This window comes from Actinoplanes sp. NPDC048796, from assembly GCF_040650035.1.
In the GTDB taxonomy this organism is placed as follows: domain Bacteria; phylum Actinomycetota; class Actinomycetes; order Mycobacteriales; family Micromonosporaceae; genus Actinoplanes.
The window spans coordinates 923032-938857 of the sequence record NZ_JBEZGO010000002.1 but is presented as its reverse complement, the minus strand read 5'-3'; the positions used below and the strand labels follow the sequence as shown (position 1 = coordinate 938857).

Below are 15826 nucleotides of genomic sequence, written 5' to 3'. Positions count from 1 at the left end.
GCCCAGCCCGCGCCGCCCTTTGGCGCCGCCCGGCGTCGCCTTCTTCGCCCAGCTCGCGGCCTTCCTTCGCGCCGCCTGGCGTCGCTTCCTTCGCCAGCTCGTGCGGTCCTTTTGGCGCCGCGCGGCGTCGCCTCCTTCGCCCAGCTCGCGGCACCGCGGCACCGTCCGGCGCTTCCGCGGTCTGAGCTCGACCCGAGCTTTGCGCCGCCCCTTCACCCGACCCGGCGTTGCCCCCTCACTTCGGGTGAAGGGCGCCGCGAGGTGGGGTTAAGGAAGCGGGCGGTGGGCGGCGTGAAGCTGCGCGGCAAGGCGGCGGGGCGGCGATGCGAGGGACGTGGGTCGCCGGGCGGCGTGAAGCTGCGCGGCGGGGCGGCGATGCGAGGGACGTGGGTCGCCGGCGGTGCGAAATCCGCGCTGCGAGGCGAAGCATGTGGGCGCCGGGCGGTGCGAAATCTGGGCGGCGAGGCGGCGAAGGAAGTGGGCGCCGGGGCGGCGTGAAGGGGCGGCGCGAGGTGGGGTGAAGAACGCCGGCGGCAAGTGGCGAGGCGGCGTGATGGAGGTGGGTGCCGGGCGGCGTGATGAGTGGGTCTCGGCCGCTGGGCCGGGGCGTGAAGTGGCGTGCTGTGCGGGCGCGGATAGCGCGGTCGGCCGCTGGTTCGCAACGTTTCAAATGTGATCTGTGTCTTGACCGGGGACGCCACAGAGCCGTAATGTGTCGGCAACGTCTGAAACGTTTCATGCCATCTCCCCGCGATGAAGGAAACCATGACGAATCCCGCAGTGCGTGAGCTTCTGGAGCGCAGCAATCGGCTCGGGGCCGATCCGCGCAACACCAACTACGCCGGGGGAAACACCTCGGCGAAGGGCACCGAGACCGATCCGGTCACCGGCGAGCCCGCCGAGCTCGTCTGGGTCAAGGGCTCCGGCGGCGATCTCGGCACGCTCAGCGAGAAGGGCCTGGCCGTCCTGCGGCTCGACCGCCTCCGCGCGCTCACCGGTGTCTACCCCGGTGTCGAGCGCGAGGACGAGATGGTCGCTGCCTTCGACTACTGCCTGCACGGCCGCGGCGGGGCTGCCCCCTCCATCGACACCGCCATGCACGGCCTCATCGACGTTCCGCATGTCGATCACCTGCATCCCGACTCGGGTATCGCCATCGCGACCGCCGCCGACGGGCCGGCGTTGACCAAGGAGATCTTCGGCGACAAGGTTCTGTGGGTGCCGTGGCGCCGGCCCGGTTTCCAGCTCGGCCTCGACATCGCCGCCGTACAGAAAGCGAACCCGCAGGCCATCGGCGTGATCCTCGGCGGGCACGGCATCACCGCCTGGGGCGCCACCAGCGCCGAGTGCGAGGCCAACTCGCTCGAGATCATCAAGACCGCCGAGCGGTACCTCGCGGAGCACGGCCGCCCGCAGCCGTTCGGTGACCGGAAGTTCACGTCGCTGCCCGAGGCCGAGCGCCGCGAGAAGGCCGCGCTGATCTTCCCGTACCTGAGGGGCCTCGCCTCCACTGACCGTCCCCAGGTCGGCCACTTCACCGACAGTGAGGTCGTCCTCGACTTCGTCAACAGCGAGCGCCTCGAGGAACTGGGAGCGAAGGGCACTTCGTGCCCGGACCACTTCCTGCGTACGAAGGTCAAGCCGCTCATCCTCGACACCGCGCCCGACGCGCCGCTGGAACAGATCGCACAACGGGCCAAAGAGCTCCACGCCGCCTACCGCGAGGACTACCAGGCCTACTACGACCGGCATGCCACCGCGGACAGCCCGGCCATCCGCGGCGCCGACCCGGCGATCGTGCTGGTGCCCGGCGTCGGCATGTTCTCGTTCGGGGCCAACAAGCAGACCGCCCGCGTGGCCGGCGAGTTCTACGTCAACGCGATCAACGTGATGCGCGGGGCCGAGTCGGTGTCGACGTACGCGCCGATCGACGAGGCCGAGAAGTTCCGCATCGAGTACTGGGCGCTCGAGGAGGCCAAGCTTCAGCGCATGCCGAAGCCGAAGCCGCTCGCCACCCGCATCGCCTATGTGACCGGCGGCGGCTCGGGCATCGGCCGGGCCATCGCGTTGCGGCTGGCCGCCGAGGGCGCCGTCGTGATCGTCGCCGACCGCGACTTCGAGGCGGCGAAGAATGTGGCGGCCGAGATCGGCGGGACCGACGCCGCGATCGCCGTGGGCGCCGACGTCACCAGCGCCGACGCGATCGTCCAGTCGCTGCGCGAGGGTGTGCTCGCCTTCGGCGGTGTCGACCTGGTCGTCAACAACGCCGGCCTGAGCATTTCGAGGCCGCTGCTGGAGACCACCGAGGCCGACTGGGACCTCCAGCACGACGTGATGGCCAAGGGCTCGTTCCTGGTCTCCCGCGAGGCCGCGCGCGTGCTGATCGCGCAGGGGATGGGCGGCGACATCGTCTACATCTCCAGCAAGAACTCGCTTTTCGCCGGCCCGAACAACGTCGCCTACGGCGCCACCAAGGCCGACCAGGCCCATCAGGTACGCCTCCTCGCGGCCGAGCTGGGCCAGTACGGCGTCCGTGTCAACGGCATCAACCCCGACGGCGTCGTACGCGGCTCCGGGATCTTCGCCGGCGGCTGGGGCGCCAAGCGGGCGGCCGTCTACGGCGTGCCGGAGGAGAAGCTGGGCGAGTACTACGCGCAGCGCACCCTGCTCAAGCGCGAGGTGCTGCCGGAGCATGTGGCGAACGCGGTCTTCGTCCTGACCGGCGGCGACCTGACCCACACGACCGGCCTGCACATCCCGGTGGACGCCGGCGTGGCCGCCGCGTTCCTGCGGTGACGACCCGATGACGAAGGATTTCGCCGCGGTCGACCTCGGCGCGTCGAGCGGACGCGTCATGGTCGGCCGCGTCGGCCCCAGCGAGATCACGCTGTCTGAGGCGCATCGCTTTCGCAATGAGCCAGTCCGGACGAATCACACCCTTTACTGGGACATTCTCGGGCTCCACCGCGGCGTCCTGGAGGGGCTGAGGCGGGCCGGCCCGGTCGAGAGCATCGGCATCGACTCGTGGGCGGTCGACTACGGCCTCGTCGACGCGACCGGTGAGCTGCTGGGCAATCCGGTGCACTACCGCGATGCCCGCACCGACGGCGTTCCCGAGCGGGTCGCCGAGACGATCGGCGACGAGCGGCTGTACGAGATCACGGGCCTCCAGAAGCTGCCCTTCAACACGATCTATCAGCTGGCCGCGGCGAAGAAAAGTCCGCAATACGAGGTTGCGCAGCAACTTCTGCTCATCCCCGACCTGCTCGCGTACTGGCTGACCGGGGAGACCGGCGCCGAGTACACGAACGCGTCGACCACGGAGCTGGTCGACGTGCGTACCCGGGAATGGTCCTCGCCCCTCATCGAGAAGCTCGGCCTGCGGCCTTCGCTCTTCCCGTCGATTCGTCACCCCGGGTCGGTCATCGGCGATTTCGGCGGTACGCGGGTGGTGGCGGTCGGATCGCACGACACGGCCTCGGCGGTCGTGGGGGTACCGGCGGCCGGCGACAATTTCGCGTACATCTCCTGTGGGACCTGGTCCCTGGTGGGCCTGGAGCTGACCGGGCCGGTGCTGAGCGCGGCGTCGCGGGCGGCCAACTTCACCAACGAGGGCGGCGTCGACGGCACGATTCGCTATCTGCGCAATGTGATGGGGCTTTGGCCGCTTCAGGAGTGCATGCGCGAGTGGGGTTCGCCCGACATCGTCGAGCTGCTGCGGGCCGCCTCCCGCGAGAAGCCGTTCGCACATGTCGTCGATCTGGACGATCCGGTCTTCCTGCCGCCGGGCGACATGGCGGACCGGCTGATCAAGGCGGCCGGGCTGTCCCCGGACGCGAGCCCGGCCCTGCTGACCCGGTGCATAGTGGACAGTCTCGCCTTGGCGCACAAACGGGCGATCGTTCAGGCACAGGAGCTTTCCGGCAAACACGTCGACGCGGTGCACATCGTCGGCGGCGGCGCCCGCAACGAGCTGCTCTGCCAGCTCACCGCCGACGCCTGCGGGCTGCCGGTGCTGGCCGGCCCGGTCGAGGCGACCGCCCTGGGCAACCTGCTCGTCCAGGCCCGCGCCGCCGGCGTGATCGACGGCGACCTGACCGCACTGCGCGCCGTCCTGCGAAAAACCCAGCAAATCGTCCGGTACGAGCCCAGGTAGCGCCGGTGGAGCGAGAAGGCAGCCGATCGCGCGGTACGAGCCCAGGTAGCGCCGGTGGAGCGAGAAAGCAGCCGATTGCGGTACGAGCCGAGTAGCACGCGCGGTGCTCGCGGTACGAGCCGAGTAGCGCGCGCGGTGCTGTGGAAGCGCAGCCGATTGCGCGGTACGAGCCCTGTGGCCTGCGCGGGGCTGTGGGAACGCAGCCGATTCGCGCGGTATGGCCCAAGTAGCGCGCGGTGCTGCGGAAAGCCCAGTCGGCCGCGCCGTACGAGCGCAATCACCGCTCCCCAATAGCGAGCCCGATTCAAACGAGTCCAGTTAGGAGGTTGCGGTGCGGATCGCGTTGTTTGCCACCTGTCTGGCCGACACGATGTTTCCGGCGGCGGCTAAGGCGACCGTCCTGCTGCTGGAGCGGCTGGGGCACGACGTCGTCTTTCCCGAGGCGCAGACGTGCTGTGGGCAGATGCACATCAACACCGGCTATCAGAAAGAGGCTTTGCCGCTGGTACGGCGTTACGTGCGCACCTTCGAGCCGTACGACGTCATCGTGGCGCCCTCCGGCAGCTGCACCGGCTCGATCCGGCATCAGCACCGGATGGTGGCGAACGCCGCGGGTGACAAGGGCCTGGCCGCCGGGGCCGAGCAGGTCGCGAGCCGCACGTACGAGCTGTCCGAATTTCTCCTGGACGTGCTCGAGGTCGAGGACGTGGGCGCCTACTACCCGCACCGGGTGACCTATCACCCGACCTGTCACTCCTTGCGCATGCTGCGCGTGGGTGACCGGCCGTTGCGGCTGCTGCGCCGGGTGCGCGGGCTCGACCTGGTCGAGTTGCCGGCGGCCGAGCAGTGCTGCGGTTTCGGGGGCACGTTCGCGGTGAAGAACGCGGACACGTCGACCGCGATGCTGGCCGACAAGATGCGGCACGTTCTCGACACGGGCGCCGACGTCTGCACGGCCGGCGACACGTCGTGCCTCATGCACATCGGCGGCGGATTGTCGCGATTGCGGACGGGCGTGAAGACCGTACATCTGGCCGAGATCTTGGCTTCGACGGAGACGGCGGGCGTATGAGCACCTTCTTGGGCATGCCGGTGGCGTACGCGCCGCGCGGGGTCGGTCATCTGCGCGGGGACGAACCGTTCCCGGCGGCGGCCCGGACGGCCCTGGCCGATCCGCAGCTACGCCGGAATTTGCAGCATGCGACGGCCACCATTCGCGGCAAGTCGGGGCGGGTCATCGCCGAGCTTCCCGACTGGCAGGACCTTCGTACGGCCGGGTCGGCGCTCAAGGCGTACACCATGGCGAATCTGCCCCGCCTGCTGGAGCAGTTCGAGGCCAAGGTCACCGAGGCCGGCGGGGTGGTGCACTGGGCGGCCGACGCGGCCGAGGCCAACCGGATCGTCACCGATCTCGTGCGGGCCACCGGTGAGCGGCGCGTCATCAAGATCAAGTCGATGGCGACCCAGGAGATCGGGCTCAACGAGGCCCTGGAGGGCGCCGGGATCACCCCGGTCGAGACCGACCTGGCCGAGCTGATCGTGCAGCTCGGCCAGGACAAGCCGAGCCACATCCTGGTGCCGGCGATCCACCGCAACCGCTCGGAGATCCGCGAGATCTTCCTGCGCGCCATGCCCGGTGTCGACCCGGCCCTGACCGATGACCCGCCGGTGCTCGCCGCGGCGGCCCGCCGCTATCTGCGCGAGACGTTCCTGACGACGAAGGTCGCGGTCTCCGGGGCCAACTTCGGCATCGCCGAGACGGGCACGCTCACCGTCGTCGAGTCGGAGGGGAACGGCCGGATGTGCCTGACCCTGCCGGACACCCTGATCACGGTGATGGGCATCGAGAAGATCGTGCCGACCTGGCAGGACCTCGAGGTCTTCCTCCAACTGTTGCCGCGCGCGTCGACCGGCGAGCGGATGAACCCGTACACCTCGATGTGGCACGGGGTGACGCCGGGCGACGGGCCGCAGAACTTCCACTTGGTGCTGCTCGACAACGGGCGCTCGGCCGTGCTGGCCGACGAGGTGGGCCGGTCGGCGCTGCACTGCATCCGCTGCTCGGCCTGCCTCAACGTGTGCCCGGTCTACGAGCGGACGGGCGGGCACGCGTACGGCTCGGTCTATCCCGGCCCGATCGGCGCGGTGTTGTCGCCGCAGCTCACCGGGGTCGAGGACAACGCTTCGCTGCCGTACGCGTCGTCGCTCTGCGGCGCCTGCTTCGACGCCTGCCCGGTGAAGATCGACATCCCGTCGATCCTGGTCCACCTGCGTAACCGGGTGCCGCACCCGGCGGCCGAGAAGGCGGTGATGGCCGCCGCCGCGTACACGATGGACCGTCCCCGGCTGTACGCCCGCGCGCAGCGGGCGGCCAAGTTCACCAAGCTCGTCGGCAAGCGCGGCCGGGGCCTGCCGCCGCCGCTGAACGGCTGGTCGGCCGCGCGCGACCTGCCGGCCCCGCCCGACGAAAGCTTCCGTGACTGGTGGCGAGGGCGATGAACAGCAAAGACCTGATTCTGGGCCGGGTACGGGCGGCGCTCGCGGACGGCCCTGAAACAACCGACATTCCGCGCTCCTACCGCCGCGAGTTCCCGCCGGCCGACCTCGACGTGCTCATCGACCGGCTCGTCGACTACAAGGCAGTGGTCCACCGCGGCGCCGACGTGGCCACCATCGTCGCCGGCATCATCGGCGCCGGCACCCTCGTCGTCCCACCGGGCCTGCCCGAGTCGTGGCTGCCGCCGGAAGCGGCCCTGACCGGCGTGGAAAGCGCCGACGGCGTGCTGACCGGGGCGGCCGTGGCGATCGCCGAGACCGGCACCATCGTGCTCGACGCCTCGCCCGACCAGGGTCCGCGAATCCTGACCCTCTTACCCGATCTGCACATCTGCGTATTACGGCCCGAACAGGTCGTGGCGTCGGTGCCCGAGGCCGTCGCCCGGCTCGACCCGGCCCGGCCCCTCACCTGGATCAGCGGCCCCTCGGCGACCAGCGACATCGAGCTCAACCGGGTCGAGGGGGTGCACGGCCCTCGACATCTGCACGTCATCCTCTGGGAGGCAGCATGATCTTGGAAAGTAAAGCGCGCCGGAAGGTGCGCATCGGGCTCGTGGCGGGCGGCCTGGGCACGTACTGGCCGCAATTCCCCCATCTCCTCCCGCAGCTCGAGGAGTCCGCCCGCTATGTCAGCGAGCGCTTCCAGGAGATGGACGCGTCGGTGACCGACGTCGGCTTCATCTCGGACGCGACCGACGGCGTCCGGGCGGCCGAGGAGCTGCGCCGCGCCGACTGCGACCTGATCGTCCTGTTCCTCACGACCTACCTGACCTCGTCGATGGTCCTGCCGATCGCGCAGCGGGCCAACACGCCGGTCCTCGTGATCGACCTCCAGCCGACCGAGCGGATGGACCACGCGAACTTCGACACCGGCGCCTGGCTGGCGTACTGCGGGCAGTGCCCGGTGCCCGAGGTCGGCAACCTGTTCCGCCGGGCCGGCATCCCGTTCCGGTCGGTCACCGGCTGGCTGCGGCAGGAGGCGGCCTGGCAGCACATCGGCCGGTGGATCGAGGCGGCCCGCATCCGGGCCGCGCTGCGCAACGCCCGGCACGGCCTGATGGGTCACCTCTATCCGGGCATGCTCGACGTCTCGACCGACCTCACGCTGCTGCCCACCACCTTCGGCTCGCACGTCGAGGTGCTCGAGTTCGACGACCTGCGCGAGCGGGTCGCCACGGTCACCGACGACGAGGTGGCCGAGCGCAAGGAGCTCGCCCGCAAGATCTTCGAGCTGGACGAGTCGGTGAACGAGGAGGACTTCTCCTGGGGTGCCCGCGTCTCGGTCGGCCTCGACCGGCTGGCCGACGACTTCGACCTGGACAGCCTCGCCTACTACCATCGCGGGCTGGGCGGCGAACAGCACGAACGGCTCGGCGCCGGGATGATCCTGGGCGCCTCGCTGCTGACCGCGAGGGGCATTCCCACAACCGGTGAGTACGAGTTGAGGACCACCGTCGCACAGCTCGCCACCGAGGTCGCCGGGGCCGGCGGCTCGTTCTGCGAGATCCAGGCGCTGAACTTCACCGACAACGTGGTCGAGATGGGCCACGACGGCCCGGCCCACCTCGCGGTCAGCTCGCGGCAGCCGCTGCTGCGCGGCCTCGGCGTCTATCACGGCAAGCGCGGCTGGGGCGTGAGCGTCGAATTCGACGTACGGCACGGCCCGGTCACCCTCCTCGGGCTCGGCCAGGACCGGGACGGTTCGCTGTCGTTCATCGCGGCCGAGGGCACCGTGGTCGACGGCCCACTGCTGGCCATCGGCAACACCACGAGCCGCGTCGACTTCGGCCGCGACCCCGGCGAGTGGGTCGACGACTGGAGCGCGTCCGGGGTCGGCCACCACTGGTCGCTGTCGCTCGGTCACCGGGCGGCCACCTACAAGGCGGCCGCGAGCTTGTTGGGAATCGATTTCCGGAGCGTCTGATGTGGATGAGGGTGTCGTCACGGTCGGCGACACCCGCGTCCACTCCACCCGGCGGTACAACTACCGGCTCGACGGGAAGGACAACTTCGCCGTCGACCGCGAGCCCGGCGACCTGATCGCCGCCGCTTTCCCGGGCGTCCGCATCACGGCCCGGGAGAACTGGTGCGCCGTGACCTGTCGCGCCGGGCCTGGCCTCCCCGGCGCGGCGACCAGCACGGGTGGATGGCCCACTTCCTCGGCATCGTTCCGGCGCGGCCCGGCATGACCTTCACCGAGGAGCTCGAATGGGACGACGACAGCTTCCGGGCCGAGCTCTACGCGGTACGGCCCACGATCTCGACGCACACACGTGGCACCGGCACCGAACTGACCTGCCGCCTCGACCCGGCCTACTTCGGATCGCCGACTCTCAGCGCCCCCACGCGTGATCTCGCCGACGGCTGCTGTGGCCTTCCCGGCCAGCATCACGATGCAGTAGCCCGAGCCAGGACCTGAATTGTGGTGCTCGGTCTTGGTGAACACTAACAACGCTGTTTTGATATGAATTAGCCGCACCGCGCGCTGCGCGCGGAGATAGGTATTGCTCAAATAGTGCGAGCACACGCCGCGCGGGGTCCGCCTACCCCGCCTAGCAGCCGCCCGCCCTGATCGCGAAAGTGTCACCTGCGTGACAGGCAATCCCATCAATACAACCCCAGGGCCTTCAAATCGACCGAGCACCTGGAAAACTTTTCATAGCCAGGATTCGATCTTGGTGGTTAACCTCTGCGCACGTTCACATCGCCTGGTGTGAATGAGCCCTCCGGAAAACGGGGATATTGCCCAATGAGGTTAGTTTCGACAGCCAAAAGGTGGGCCGTCGTCGGCCTGGCCCTGGCCTGCCTTGTCGTCGGATCACCAGTCCGCGCCTACGCGGACGACACCGTCACACCCACCTTGACCGGCACCCTTCGCACACCGTCCGGTGAACCCATCGCCGACGCGCTCATCACGGTTTCCGTGGAGCCGCCCGCCGAGCAACTGCTGGCGCTGCCGGCCGGCGCGGAGATCGAACCGACCGAGGTCGGCTGGGGCTGGTCCTTCGACGACGGCACGTTCTACACCTGGATCGCCGACCCGACGACCCTGCTCGCGTCCAAGGACGCCGACGGGCTGATCTCCCTGGTACTCACCGCGCCGACCGACCAGGGGCAGGTTTTCTACCGCAGCCGCGTCACGATCGGCGACGATGGCGTGATGAAGCCGTTCGCCGATGACGTGGCCGCCGACGGCGACGCCGAGGAGCGCCAGTCGAGCCTGTCGGCGATGGAGGTGGCGCCGAACGGCCGCCCCGACTTCGACCTGGTCTCCACTCAGGTCGAGCCGAACGAGGTGCCGCCCACCGCCACCGTCGAGACCGGCAGTCAGTGCCCGACCGGGATGATCTGCGCCACCGGCGCCGCGATCGAGGCGTCCGACGCGCCGCGGACCGACCGGCCCACGTACGACGCGGCCGTGGCGGCCGCCAACGCCCAGGTTTCCGCCTCCGGCAAGACCTTCGACCCGGACGTGTGGTGCGGCGGGCACCACTGGATGCTGAAGAAGAGCAAGGACGTGATCGGCCGCAACGTGACCGTCTCCGACCAGTCCACCGGCTCGCACACCACCGGCACCTGGGAGTACCGCACCTCCAAGAACACCAGCCTCGAGGTCGGTGTGACCAACCGCAGCGGCAGCCTCGTGACCACGCTGGGCATGACCAAGGGCGCCACCACGACGGCGACCATCAAGGGCACCATTCCGAAGAACACCCGGGCCGAGTGGTACGTCAGCTACGGCTTCAACCTGTACGACGTGTGGTGCCAGAACCGGACGACCGGCGTGAAGTGGTGGTCGGGATACACCGAGTACCGCCCGAAGGGCTTCACCGGCAACTCCAACCGCCGCCTGTGGACGCCGTTCTCCTGCAGCTCGTCCTACAAGAACACCCTCGGCGGCAATATGGAGATCAGCGTCGCCAAGGACAAGACCTCGACGTACACCGGCTCCTTCGGCTTCGGCAACACGACGAGCGGAAACCTCAAGCTGACGCAGACCTGGAGCTCGGGCGTGACGGTCGGCTACAAGGGCGACGCCTCAGGGTTCAACATCTGCGGTTACAAGGGCCGCTGGTACACCGGTGTGGCCAAGACGCGGGAAGTCGCGTGACGAATCAGGTTGCCGGCACGCCTCGGAACGATGTTCCGGGGCGTGCCCCCCGTCGCCGATGGCTGGTGCTCGCCGCGACCGCCGTACTCGCCTGCCTGCTCGTCGCGGCCGGCGCGCTGTGGATGACCGGCCGGGCACCCAGCAGTGTCCCCTTGCGGGCCGGCCCGCTGGAGGGCACCGACTTCGAACAGTTGCGCGCACGCACCCAGCCGTCGCAGGCGGGCCTGCTGTGGGGTTCCCTGCTCCTGCACAACTCGACAAGCAGCGACATCGTGCTCGACGAGATCACCCTGGCCGGTAACCCGCAGGGCCTCGAGCCGACGGCCGGCCCCTACCTGTGGGGTCCGGACCGGGTGGCCCTGCTCGACACCGGCGCGGTGAGCGGCTACGCCCTGCCCCTGCCGAAAGCTTGGAAGATACCGCCCCGGCACGAGGTGGCAAATTTCCGGATAGCGCCGCAGCCCGAGCAGGAAAGCGTCGAGGTGCTCTTCGAGTTCCCCGTCCCGACGCGCACCTCCGAACTGCACGGCATAACCGTGCGCTACCACACGGGCGGCCTCGGCTACCAAAAAACCTTCGACGTCAACCTCACCGTTTGCGCCCCGGACGACCCCAGCCCTTGCCGCCAGTTGTGATGCGACGCCAAAGGAAAGCGGCAGCAGCCGACCCCGCCACAGAAAAACTTCTCGGCCTGACTCAGGGAAGCCGCGGCACTGTCTTGCCCCGTTCGAGGGGCCATGTGGACGCCAACCTTCCCGACAGCGCATCAGCGATAGAACGAGCGCCCTCGGCCGAGTCGGCAAGAAACTGTCATTAGGCAGGCTCTCGGGCTGGTGGGTCAGATGGCGCCCGAAGGACATCGCAATACCGTGGCCGCGCCACCACCCCGAAAGTTGGCCATAGGCAGCCTCATCAACAGCCAATCCGCCAAGTAGGCTTGCAAGCTCGTTCGGGTCGGTATCTGAGGCATGACCAACGAAATACCAGCCTTGCAGGGAGCCCCAAGCTGCAACGTCTTCCAGCATCGCATCTACGGAATCGAACAGCGGCACGAAATCCCGGTTCCAAGAGCAACCGAATCGGCCATCCGACGCCAGCGCAAGGGTGCATTGCACGGTCTCGTGCTGGGCAATGGGCATTATCAGAAGATCGCCCGGTGTGCGCCAGAGGGCCGGCAACCTGGCCCCAGGGTAAGGTGGCCCGCCAGTTCCCCACCCAGCACCGGAAATCGTTTACCGATATAACGGGGGTCGATTGCATCCATCCACGCACCAAGATCCTCGTAAGCCGCCGCCAAGCCATTACGTACCGACTCCGGCACGAGGATCGAAAACTTGTCAAAATACGCTTGAGCCCTGACTGAGAGCGCTTCCCAAGGTTTCGACTCTTTCACTTCAGCGGGCCGCAGTCCAAATAGCAGAACAAACTTTCACACGCCTCATAAAATTCCCATGGTTCTCCATGCTCTTCCAACGTCCATTTTTCACCGTTCGCCACCTTAACGGCGCCGGCGCGGGCTCCTGCAATCGCAGCTCCCTGCTTCTCGATTTCGCATAGCCCGCCAATCTCAGCGCATCCCATGTGATGGTTGGTTGCTTGTGCTGCAACTCGCACGTTCGGGGTCAGGTCGCCGGCAGTTCGTGGCATGCTGACTCCGAACCCACGCTTGCCGTTCGTAGCGACCACTTCACTAGCGACATTCGTCTCACCAATCCTGACGTCGTCGCAATTGTGTACTAGGACGGGCGTGTTTCCGGCGAGCACGCCCGCGACCCGCTTATGCACCACCCTTCCCAGGCAGCCCTCCAGCCTTCCTTTTTCGATTAAATCAGCCCTTGGTCGATTTGAGAAAATATCTTCTGCACACCAGGTGAAGGATCAATGTCCCGCAATTCAGCAAGAACTACGGATTTCCTTCTATCGTCCACGTCGATCTTCTGCAATGTCAGGAGAGCGCATTCTCGAACGTCACTGTCAGTATCCGTCAACCATCCATAGAAAATCCAGATCGCCCCAGAAGCTAGCGATTTACATGCGGTCGCGACGTTCAGATTTCCCAGCTCGACCTCGGAACCGTGCGGTTGCCCAAACGTGATCTGTTGGATTAATTCCGCCAATGATCGACGCGCGGGACCGGGTGACATGGTCGAAGCCATGGATAGAAGAACTTCGAGTGTCGGGACAGCAGCCTCGTAGAGTTCTCCCTGGACAATCGCCTCGTTGTCGATCCTCCAATACGCATCGTCGGCCGCCGCCTCCGAAGTTGCCTTCGACAAGTCATCGAATGCTTGAGGCAATCCGACACCATTACCGGATTCGGTCCTCAACGCAGCCCAGTCCACTGCGCCAATGAGAGCCCGCGTTACTGGGTTCATGGCACAACCTCAATTCCCCACGCTCCACCAGGCTTCACTAGGGTGCCAGACGGGAACTGAGATGGATCGTAGGTTTCCTGCCATCTATGGCAGATCGGAACCTGTCGTCTAGTCCGCGGTCGAATTGCTTCGGTGAACTGAACTGATTTCGGGTCAACGTCAAGCTGGCGCACAACGTCTGCCTCCGCGCATCCAGTGGGGTTGCTGTTGCATCCTGCCGCCACACGGCCTGACGCAGGATCTCGTCCACCAGTCACCGTAGCCTTACTCGCACCTACTTCATCCGCAAGAGCATCGCGCGCTGCACGGGCGTCGTCGAGTCCACCGCAGTTGTGGACCAGTACTGGAGTGTTACCAGCCAGAACATAGTACGTGTGGATGACGTCGACCGTTAGGTCGTACATCGTCCGGAGGTCGGTGAAGTTCTCTACGCGGCTGATCTCAGGAAATCCGAACTGATAAGTGCGCAGAGCGTCGCTGGAGTTCAAGTCGCCTGCGTTGACCCAGCGGTGCTTGGTATCACTCCAGAACGGGTGGTGCTGGGTGGTCCGCAGAACTTTGGTTGTGCCGTTGACACGGACTGTCAGGTCCGTCAGTGCGATGTCGTGGTTGACGTGGATCTTCTTAACAGATTGCTCTCGGCGCTTTCCCGTAATCGGGTCGGTGGCGATGACCTTGTCGCCGACCTTGATCTGGGAGATGGCCTTGGTCTTGCCGTTCGCCATCAGCACGAGGGTTGTTGCTGCGAAGCTGTGAGTCGGGCAGCCGCCACCTGAGGGTGCTTCGTCGGCGGCTCCCTTGGAGGCCTTGGGAGCGGACTTGCCGAAGCCGTTCTTCGTCAGGCCGCTGACTACGTTGCTGGCCTCCTTCTTCGCGCCTGCTGTGGCGGCCGAGGCTGCGGCCTTGGCGCCGGCTCCGGAAATCAGGGCTCTGGCTCCGGCTTTGATGCCTTGGCCGGCGATGACCGACAGGCCGCCGGTCAGGCCGCCGACTATGGCGCCGATGGCGACGTTTGTGGCCAGGCCGCCCCAGCTGAAGTTGCCTTTGTGGTCGATCAGTGTGTCGACCGAGTATTCGACGGCGCTGGCTATGCCGCCGGCGAGGGCACCGCAGGCGACGGCTCCGGCGCCAAGGGTCAGGGCGTCGCAGCCGATGCCGACAGCGAGACCGACAACTGCTCCGGCGACGACGCCTTTGTGGTCGTCGACCCAGTTCGAGCCCTTGTTCCAGGCCTTACCCGCCTTGCACTTCCACCCGCATTTCTTGCTCTTTTTGCCGCTCTTGTGCTCGTCCTTCTCCGAGCCGCGGTGCTCCTCCTGGTACTGCTTGTTGATTGCGTCGACGTCGGCCCCACCGCTGTTGCCGCCGAACTCCTCGTCCATGGCGATCAGGCCGGAGGGGTCGGAGCGGACGACGGGACTGTTGTCGGCGTAGGCGTAGCCCTCGAGCGATTGGGGGTCGGAGGAGTTGAAGACCGGGTCGACCGAGATGAAGCGGCCCAGCGCGGCGTCGTACTCGCGGGCGCCCAGATGGACCAGGCCGGTCGGATCGTTCGTGCCGCCGACGAAGCCCTTGGTGTTCTGCCACGTGACGGCCGGGCCGCGGGCGGTGCCGAACGGGGTCTGGCGGCGAATGGTGTCGGTGAGGGTGTCCTCGTCGACCGACACGTTCTGGGTGCCCTGGTGGTCGCTGGCCAGCCAGGTGATGCCCTTCGAGGTGCGCTGCGCGAGCGTGCCGCCGCCGAAGCCGAAGTAGCGGGTGCACGACGAAGCGGCGGTGCTGTTGGTGTAGCGGATCTCCTGGTTGGGCAGGTAGAGCGTCTTCCCGGTGGTGTCCTGGCTGATCAGCCGGTTGCCGTCAGCGTCGTACAGGTAGCTGACGCTGCCGGCCGTGTCGGTGACCGACTGCAAGGTGCCTCGGCGTCCCAGACCAGGCTCTGCGTGCCGTTGGGACCGGGCCGGGTCTTGGTGTTCCCGCCCTTGTCGTAGCTGTAGGTGACGGTCTTGCTCCCGCTGCTGTCTTTTTTCGTGGTGCTGCGCAGGGCGTGCGGCTGGCCGGTCGTCGGGTCGTTCGGCGTGGTGTCGGCGTACCTGTACGTCGTAACGTGCGCGGTGAACACGAGGTCGACGCCGGGAAGCACCTCCGGGTAGGTCACGTCGTCACCGTCCAACTTCGGTGCCGGCAATGCCGTCGGCCAGGTGAGACTCAGCTCGGCGGCGCCCTTTCCGAGTGTCACAACCGGCCCGGTTCCCCCGCCCGAGAACGACAGCGCCATCGAGGTCGCACTCGGCACGACTCGGCCGCCTGAGGCCTTGAGGGTGGTGTCCGGCTTGACCCACGTACCCGCCGCATTGCGTACCCGCTGCACCTCGACGGCCGTCTGGGAAGTGAACGAGCCCGTCGCGTTGGCGAAGACCTGGGTGCGCTCGTCGCGAGCCGACGCCACCTCGACCCGGCCGTGGCAGGCGACCGCGGCCTTCGCGGCGGCAGCCTCGGTGGGCGCGGTGCCGGGACATTTCACCGGCGTCTGCGCCAGCGCGGCCACCGGCTGACCGGCCACGACAACGCTCGTCGCCGCCAATGACGCGGATGCCACAAGGGCAAGAAAAGAACGCGCAGACCGCAGCC

At 67.5% G+C, this 15826-nt stretch carries 14 protein-coding genes; 10 read left to right on the top strand and 4 right to left on the bottom strand.

The window, feature by feature from the left end; translation table 11 throughout:
• Positions 1-765: 765 nt before the first annotated feature.
• From AB0C26_RS12845 to AB0C26_RS12800, 10 genes are all read left to right on the top strand, one after another.
• A complete protein-coding gene (locus tag AB0C26_RS12845; RefSeq protein ID WP_360246139.1) occupies positions 766-2796 on the top strand; it encodes a bifunctional aldolase/short-chain dehydrogenase in 2031 nt (676 codons plus the stop codon).
• Positions 2797-2803: 7 nt separating this feature from the next.
• Entirely contained in the window at positions 2804-4156 is a 1353-nt protein-coding gene (locus AB0C26_RS12840) for a rhamnulokinase family protein (RefSeq protein WP_360246136.1), read from the top strand.
• A gap of 331 nt (positions 4157-4487) precedes the next feature.
• Positions 4488-5228: a (Fe-S)-binding protein gene (locus tag AB0C26_RS12835; RefSeq protein ID WP_360246133.1), complete on the top strand. Its 741-nt coding sequence runs from the start codon at positions 4488-4490 to the stop codon at positions 5226-5228.
• Positions 5225-6655 carry a lactate utilization protein B gene (locus tag AB0C26_RS12830; RefSeq protein WP_360246130.1) on the top strand — a complete coding sequence of 477 codons (1431 nt, stop codon included), beginning with the start codon at positions 5225-5227 and terminating at the stop codon, positions 6653-6655. Before AB0C26_RS12835 ends, AB0C26_RS12830 begins: the two co-directional genes overlap by 4 nt.
• A complete protein-coding gene (locus tag AB0C26_RS12825) occupies positions 6652-7224 on the top strand; it encodes an LUD domain-containing protein (RefSeq protein WP_360246127.1) in 573 nt (190 codons plus the stop codon). Before AB0C26_RS12830 ends, AB0C26_RS12825 begins: the two co-directional genes overlap by 4 nt.
• Positions 7221-8636 (top strand): L-fucose/L-arabinose isomerase family protein, encoded by a 1416-nt coding sequence (locus tag AB0C26_RS12820; RefSeq protein WP_360246123.1) that lies wholly within the window; start codon positions 7221-7223, stop codon positions 8634-8636. The genes AB0C26_RS12825 and AB0C26_RS12820 overlap by 4 nt, the downstream gene beginning before the upstream one ends.
• Before the next feature lies 1 nt (position 8637).
• Positions 8638-8901, top strand: a complete 264-nt coding sequence (locus AB0C26_RS12815) for an SAM-dependent methyltransferase (protein ID WP_360246119.1) — start codon at positions 8638-8640, stop codon at positions 8899-8901.
• A complete protein-coding gene (locus AB0C26_RS12810; RefSeq protein WP_360246116.1) occupies positions 8859-9131 on the top strand; it encodes a hypothetical protein in 273 nt (90 codons plus the stop codon). The genes AB0C26_RS12815 and AB0C26_RS12810 overlap by 43 nt, the downstream gene beginning before the upstream one ends.
• Positions 9132-9572: 441 nt before the next feature.
• A complete protein-coding gene (locus AB0C26_RS12805; RefSeq protein ID WP_360246113.1) occupies positions 9573-10823 on the top strand; it encodes a hypothetical protein in 1251 nt (416 codons plus the stop codon).
• A gap of 65 nt (positions 10824-10888) precedes the next feature.
• Positions 10889-11458: a hypothetical protein gene (locus AB0C26_RS12800; protein WP_360246110.1), complete on the top strand. Its 570-nt coding sequence runs from the start codon at positions 10889-10891 to the stop codon at positions 11456-11458.
• A 754-nt stretch (positions 11459-12212) separates the two neighbouring features.
• Here the strand turns inward: AB0C26_RS12800 and AB0C26_RS12795 are convergent.
• The 4 genes from AB0C26_RS12795 to AB0C26_RS12780 all read right to left on the bottom strand — a co-directional run bounded on the left by AB0C26_RS12795 (position 12213) and on the right by AB0C26_RS12780 (position 15758).
• Positions 12213-12470 (bottom strand): hypothetical protein, encoded by a 258-nt coding sequence (locus tag AB0C26_RS12795; protein WP_360246107.1) that lies wholly within the window; start codon positions 12468-12470, stop codon positions 12213-12215.
• A 176-nt stretch (positions 12471-12646) separates the two neighbouring features.
• Positions 12647-13198 carry a hypothetical protein gene (locus AB0C26_RS12790; RefSeq protein WP_360246104.1) on the bottom strand — a complete coding sequence of 184 codons (552 nt, stop codon included), beginning with the start codon at positions 13196-13198 and terminating at the stop codon, positions 12647-12649.
• Entirely contained in the window at positions 13195-15108 is a 1914-nt protein-coding gene (locus tag AB0C26_RS12785; protein WP_360246101.1) for a polymorphic toxin-type HINT domain-containing protein, read from the bottom strand. Before AB0C26_RS12785 ends, AB0C26_RS12790 begins: the two co-directional genes overlap by 4 nt.
• Complete coding sequence (locus AB0C26_RS12780) at positions 15042-15758, bottom strand: hypothetical protein (RefSeq protein ID WP_360246098.1); 717 nt, start codon at positions 15756-15758, stop codon at positions 15042-15044. The genes AB0C26_RS12785 and AB0C26_RS12780 overlap by 67 nt, the downstream gene beginning before the upstream one ends.
• Positions 15759-15826: the final 68 nt, after the last annotated feature.

Bases quoted from the DNA above. Each gene is read 5' to 3' on its own strand.
- AB0C26_RS12830 (WP_360246130.1), top strand. From the start codon at position 5,225: ATGAGCACCTTCTTGGGCATGCCGGTGGCGTACGCGCCGCGCGGGGTC.
- AB0C26_RS12825 (WP_360246127.1), top strand. From the start codon at position 6,652: ATGAACAGCAAAGACCTGATTCTGGGCCGGGTACGGGCGGCGCTCGCG.
- AB0C26_RS12795 (WP_360246107.1), bottom strand. From the start codon at position 12,470: ATGCCACGAACTGCCGGCGACCTGACCCCGAACGTGCGAGTTGCAGCA.
- AB0C26_RS12820 (WP_360246123.1), top strand. From the start codon at position 7,221: ATGATCTTGGAAAGTAAAGCGCGCCGGAAGGTGCGCATCGGGCTCGTG.
- AB0C26_RS12810 (WP_360246116.1), top strand. From the start codon at position 8,859: ATGGCCCACTTCCTCGGCATCGTTCCGGCGCGGCCCGGCATGACCTTC.
- AB0C26_RS12790 (WP_360246104.1), bottom strand. From the start codon at position 13,198: ATGAACCCAGTAACGCGGGCTCTCATTGGCGCAGTGGACTGGGCTGCG.
- AB0C26_RS12840 (WP_360246136.1), top strand. From the start codon at position 2,804: ATGACGAAGGATTTCGCCGCGGTCGACCTCGGCGCGTCGAGCGGACGC.
- AB0C26_RS12845 (WP_360246139.1), top strand. From the start codon at position 766: ATGACGAATCCCGCAGTGCGTGAGCTTCTGGAGCGCAGCAATCGGCTC.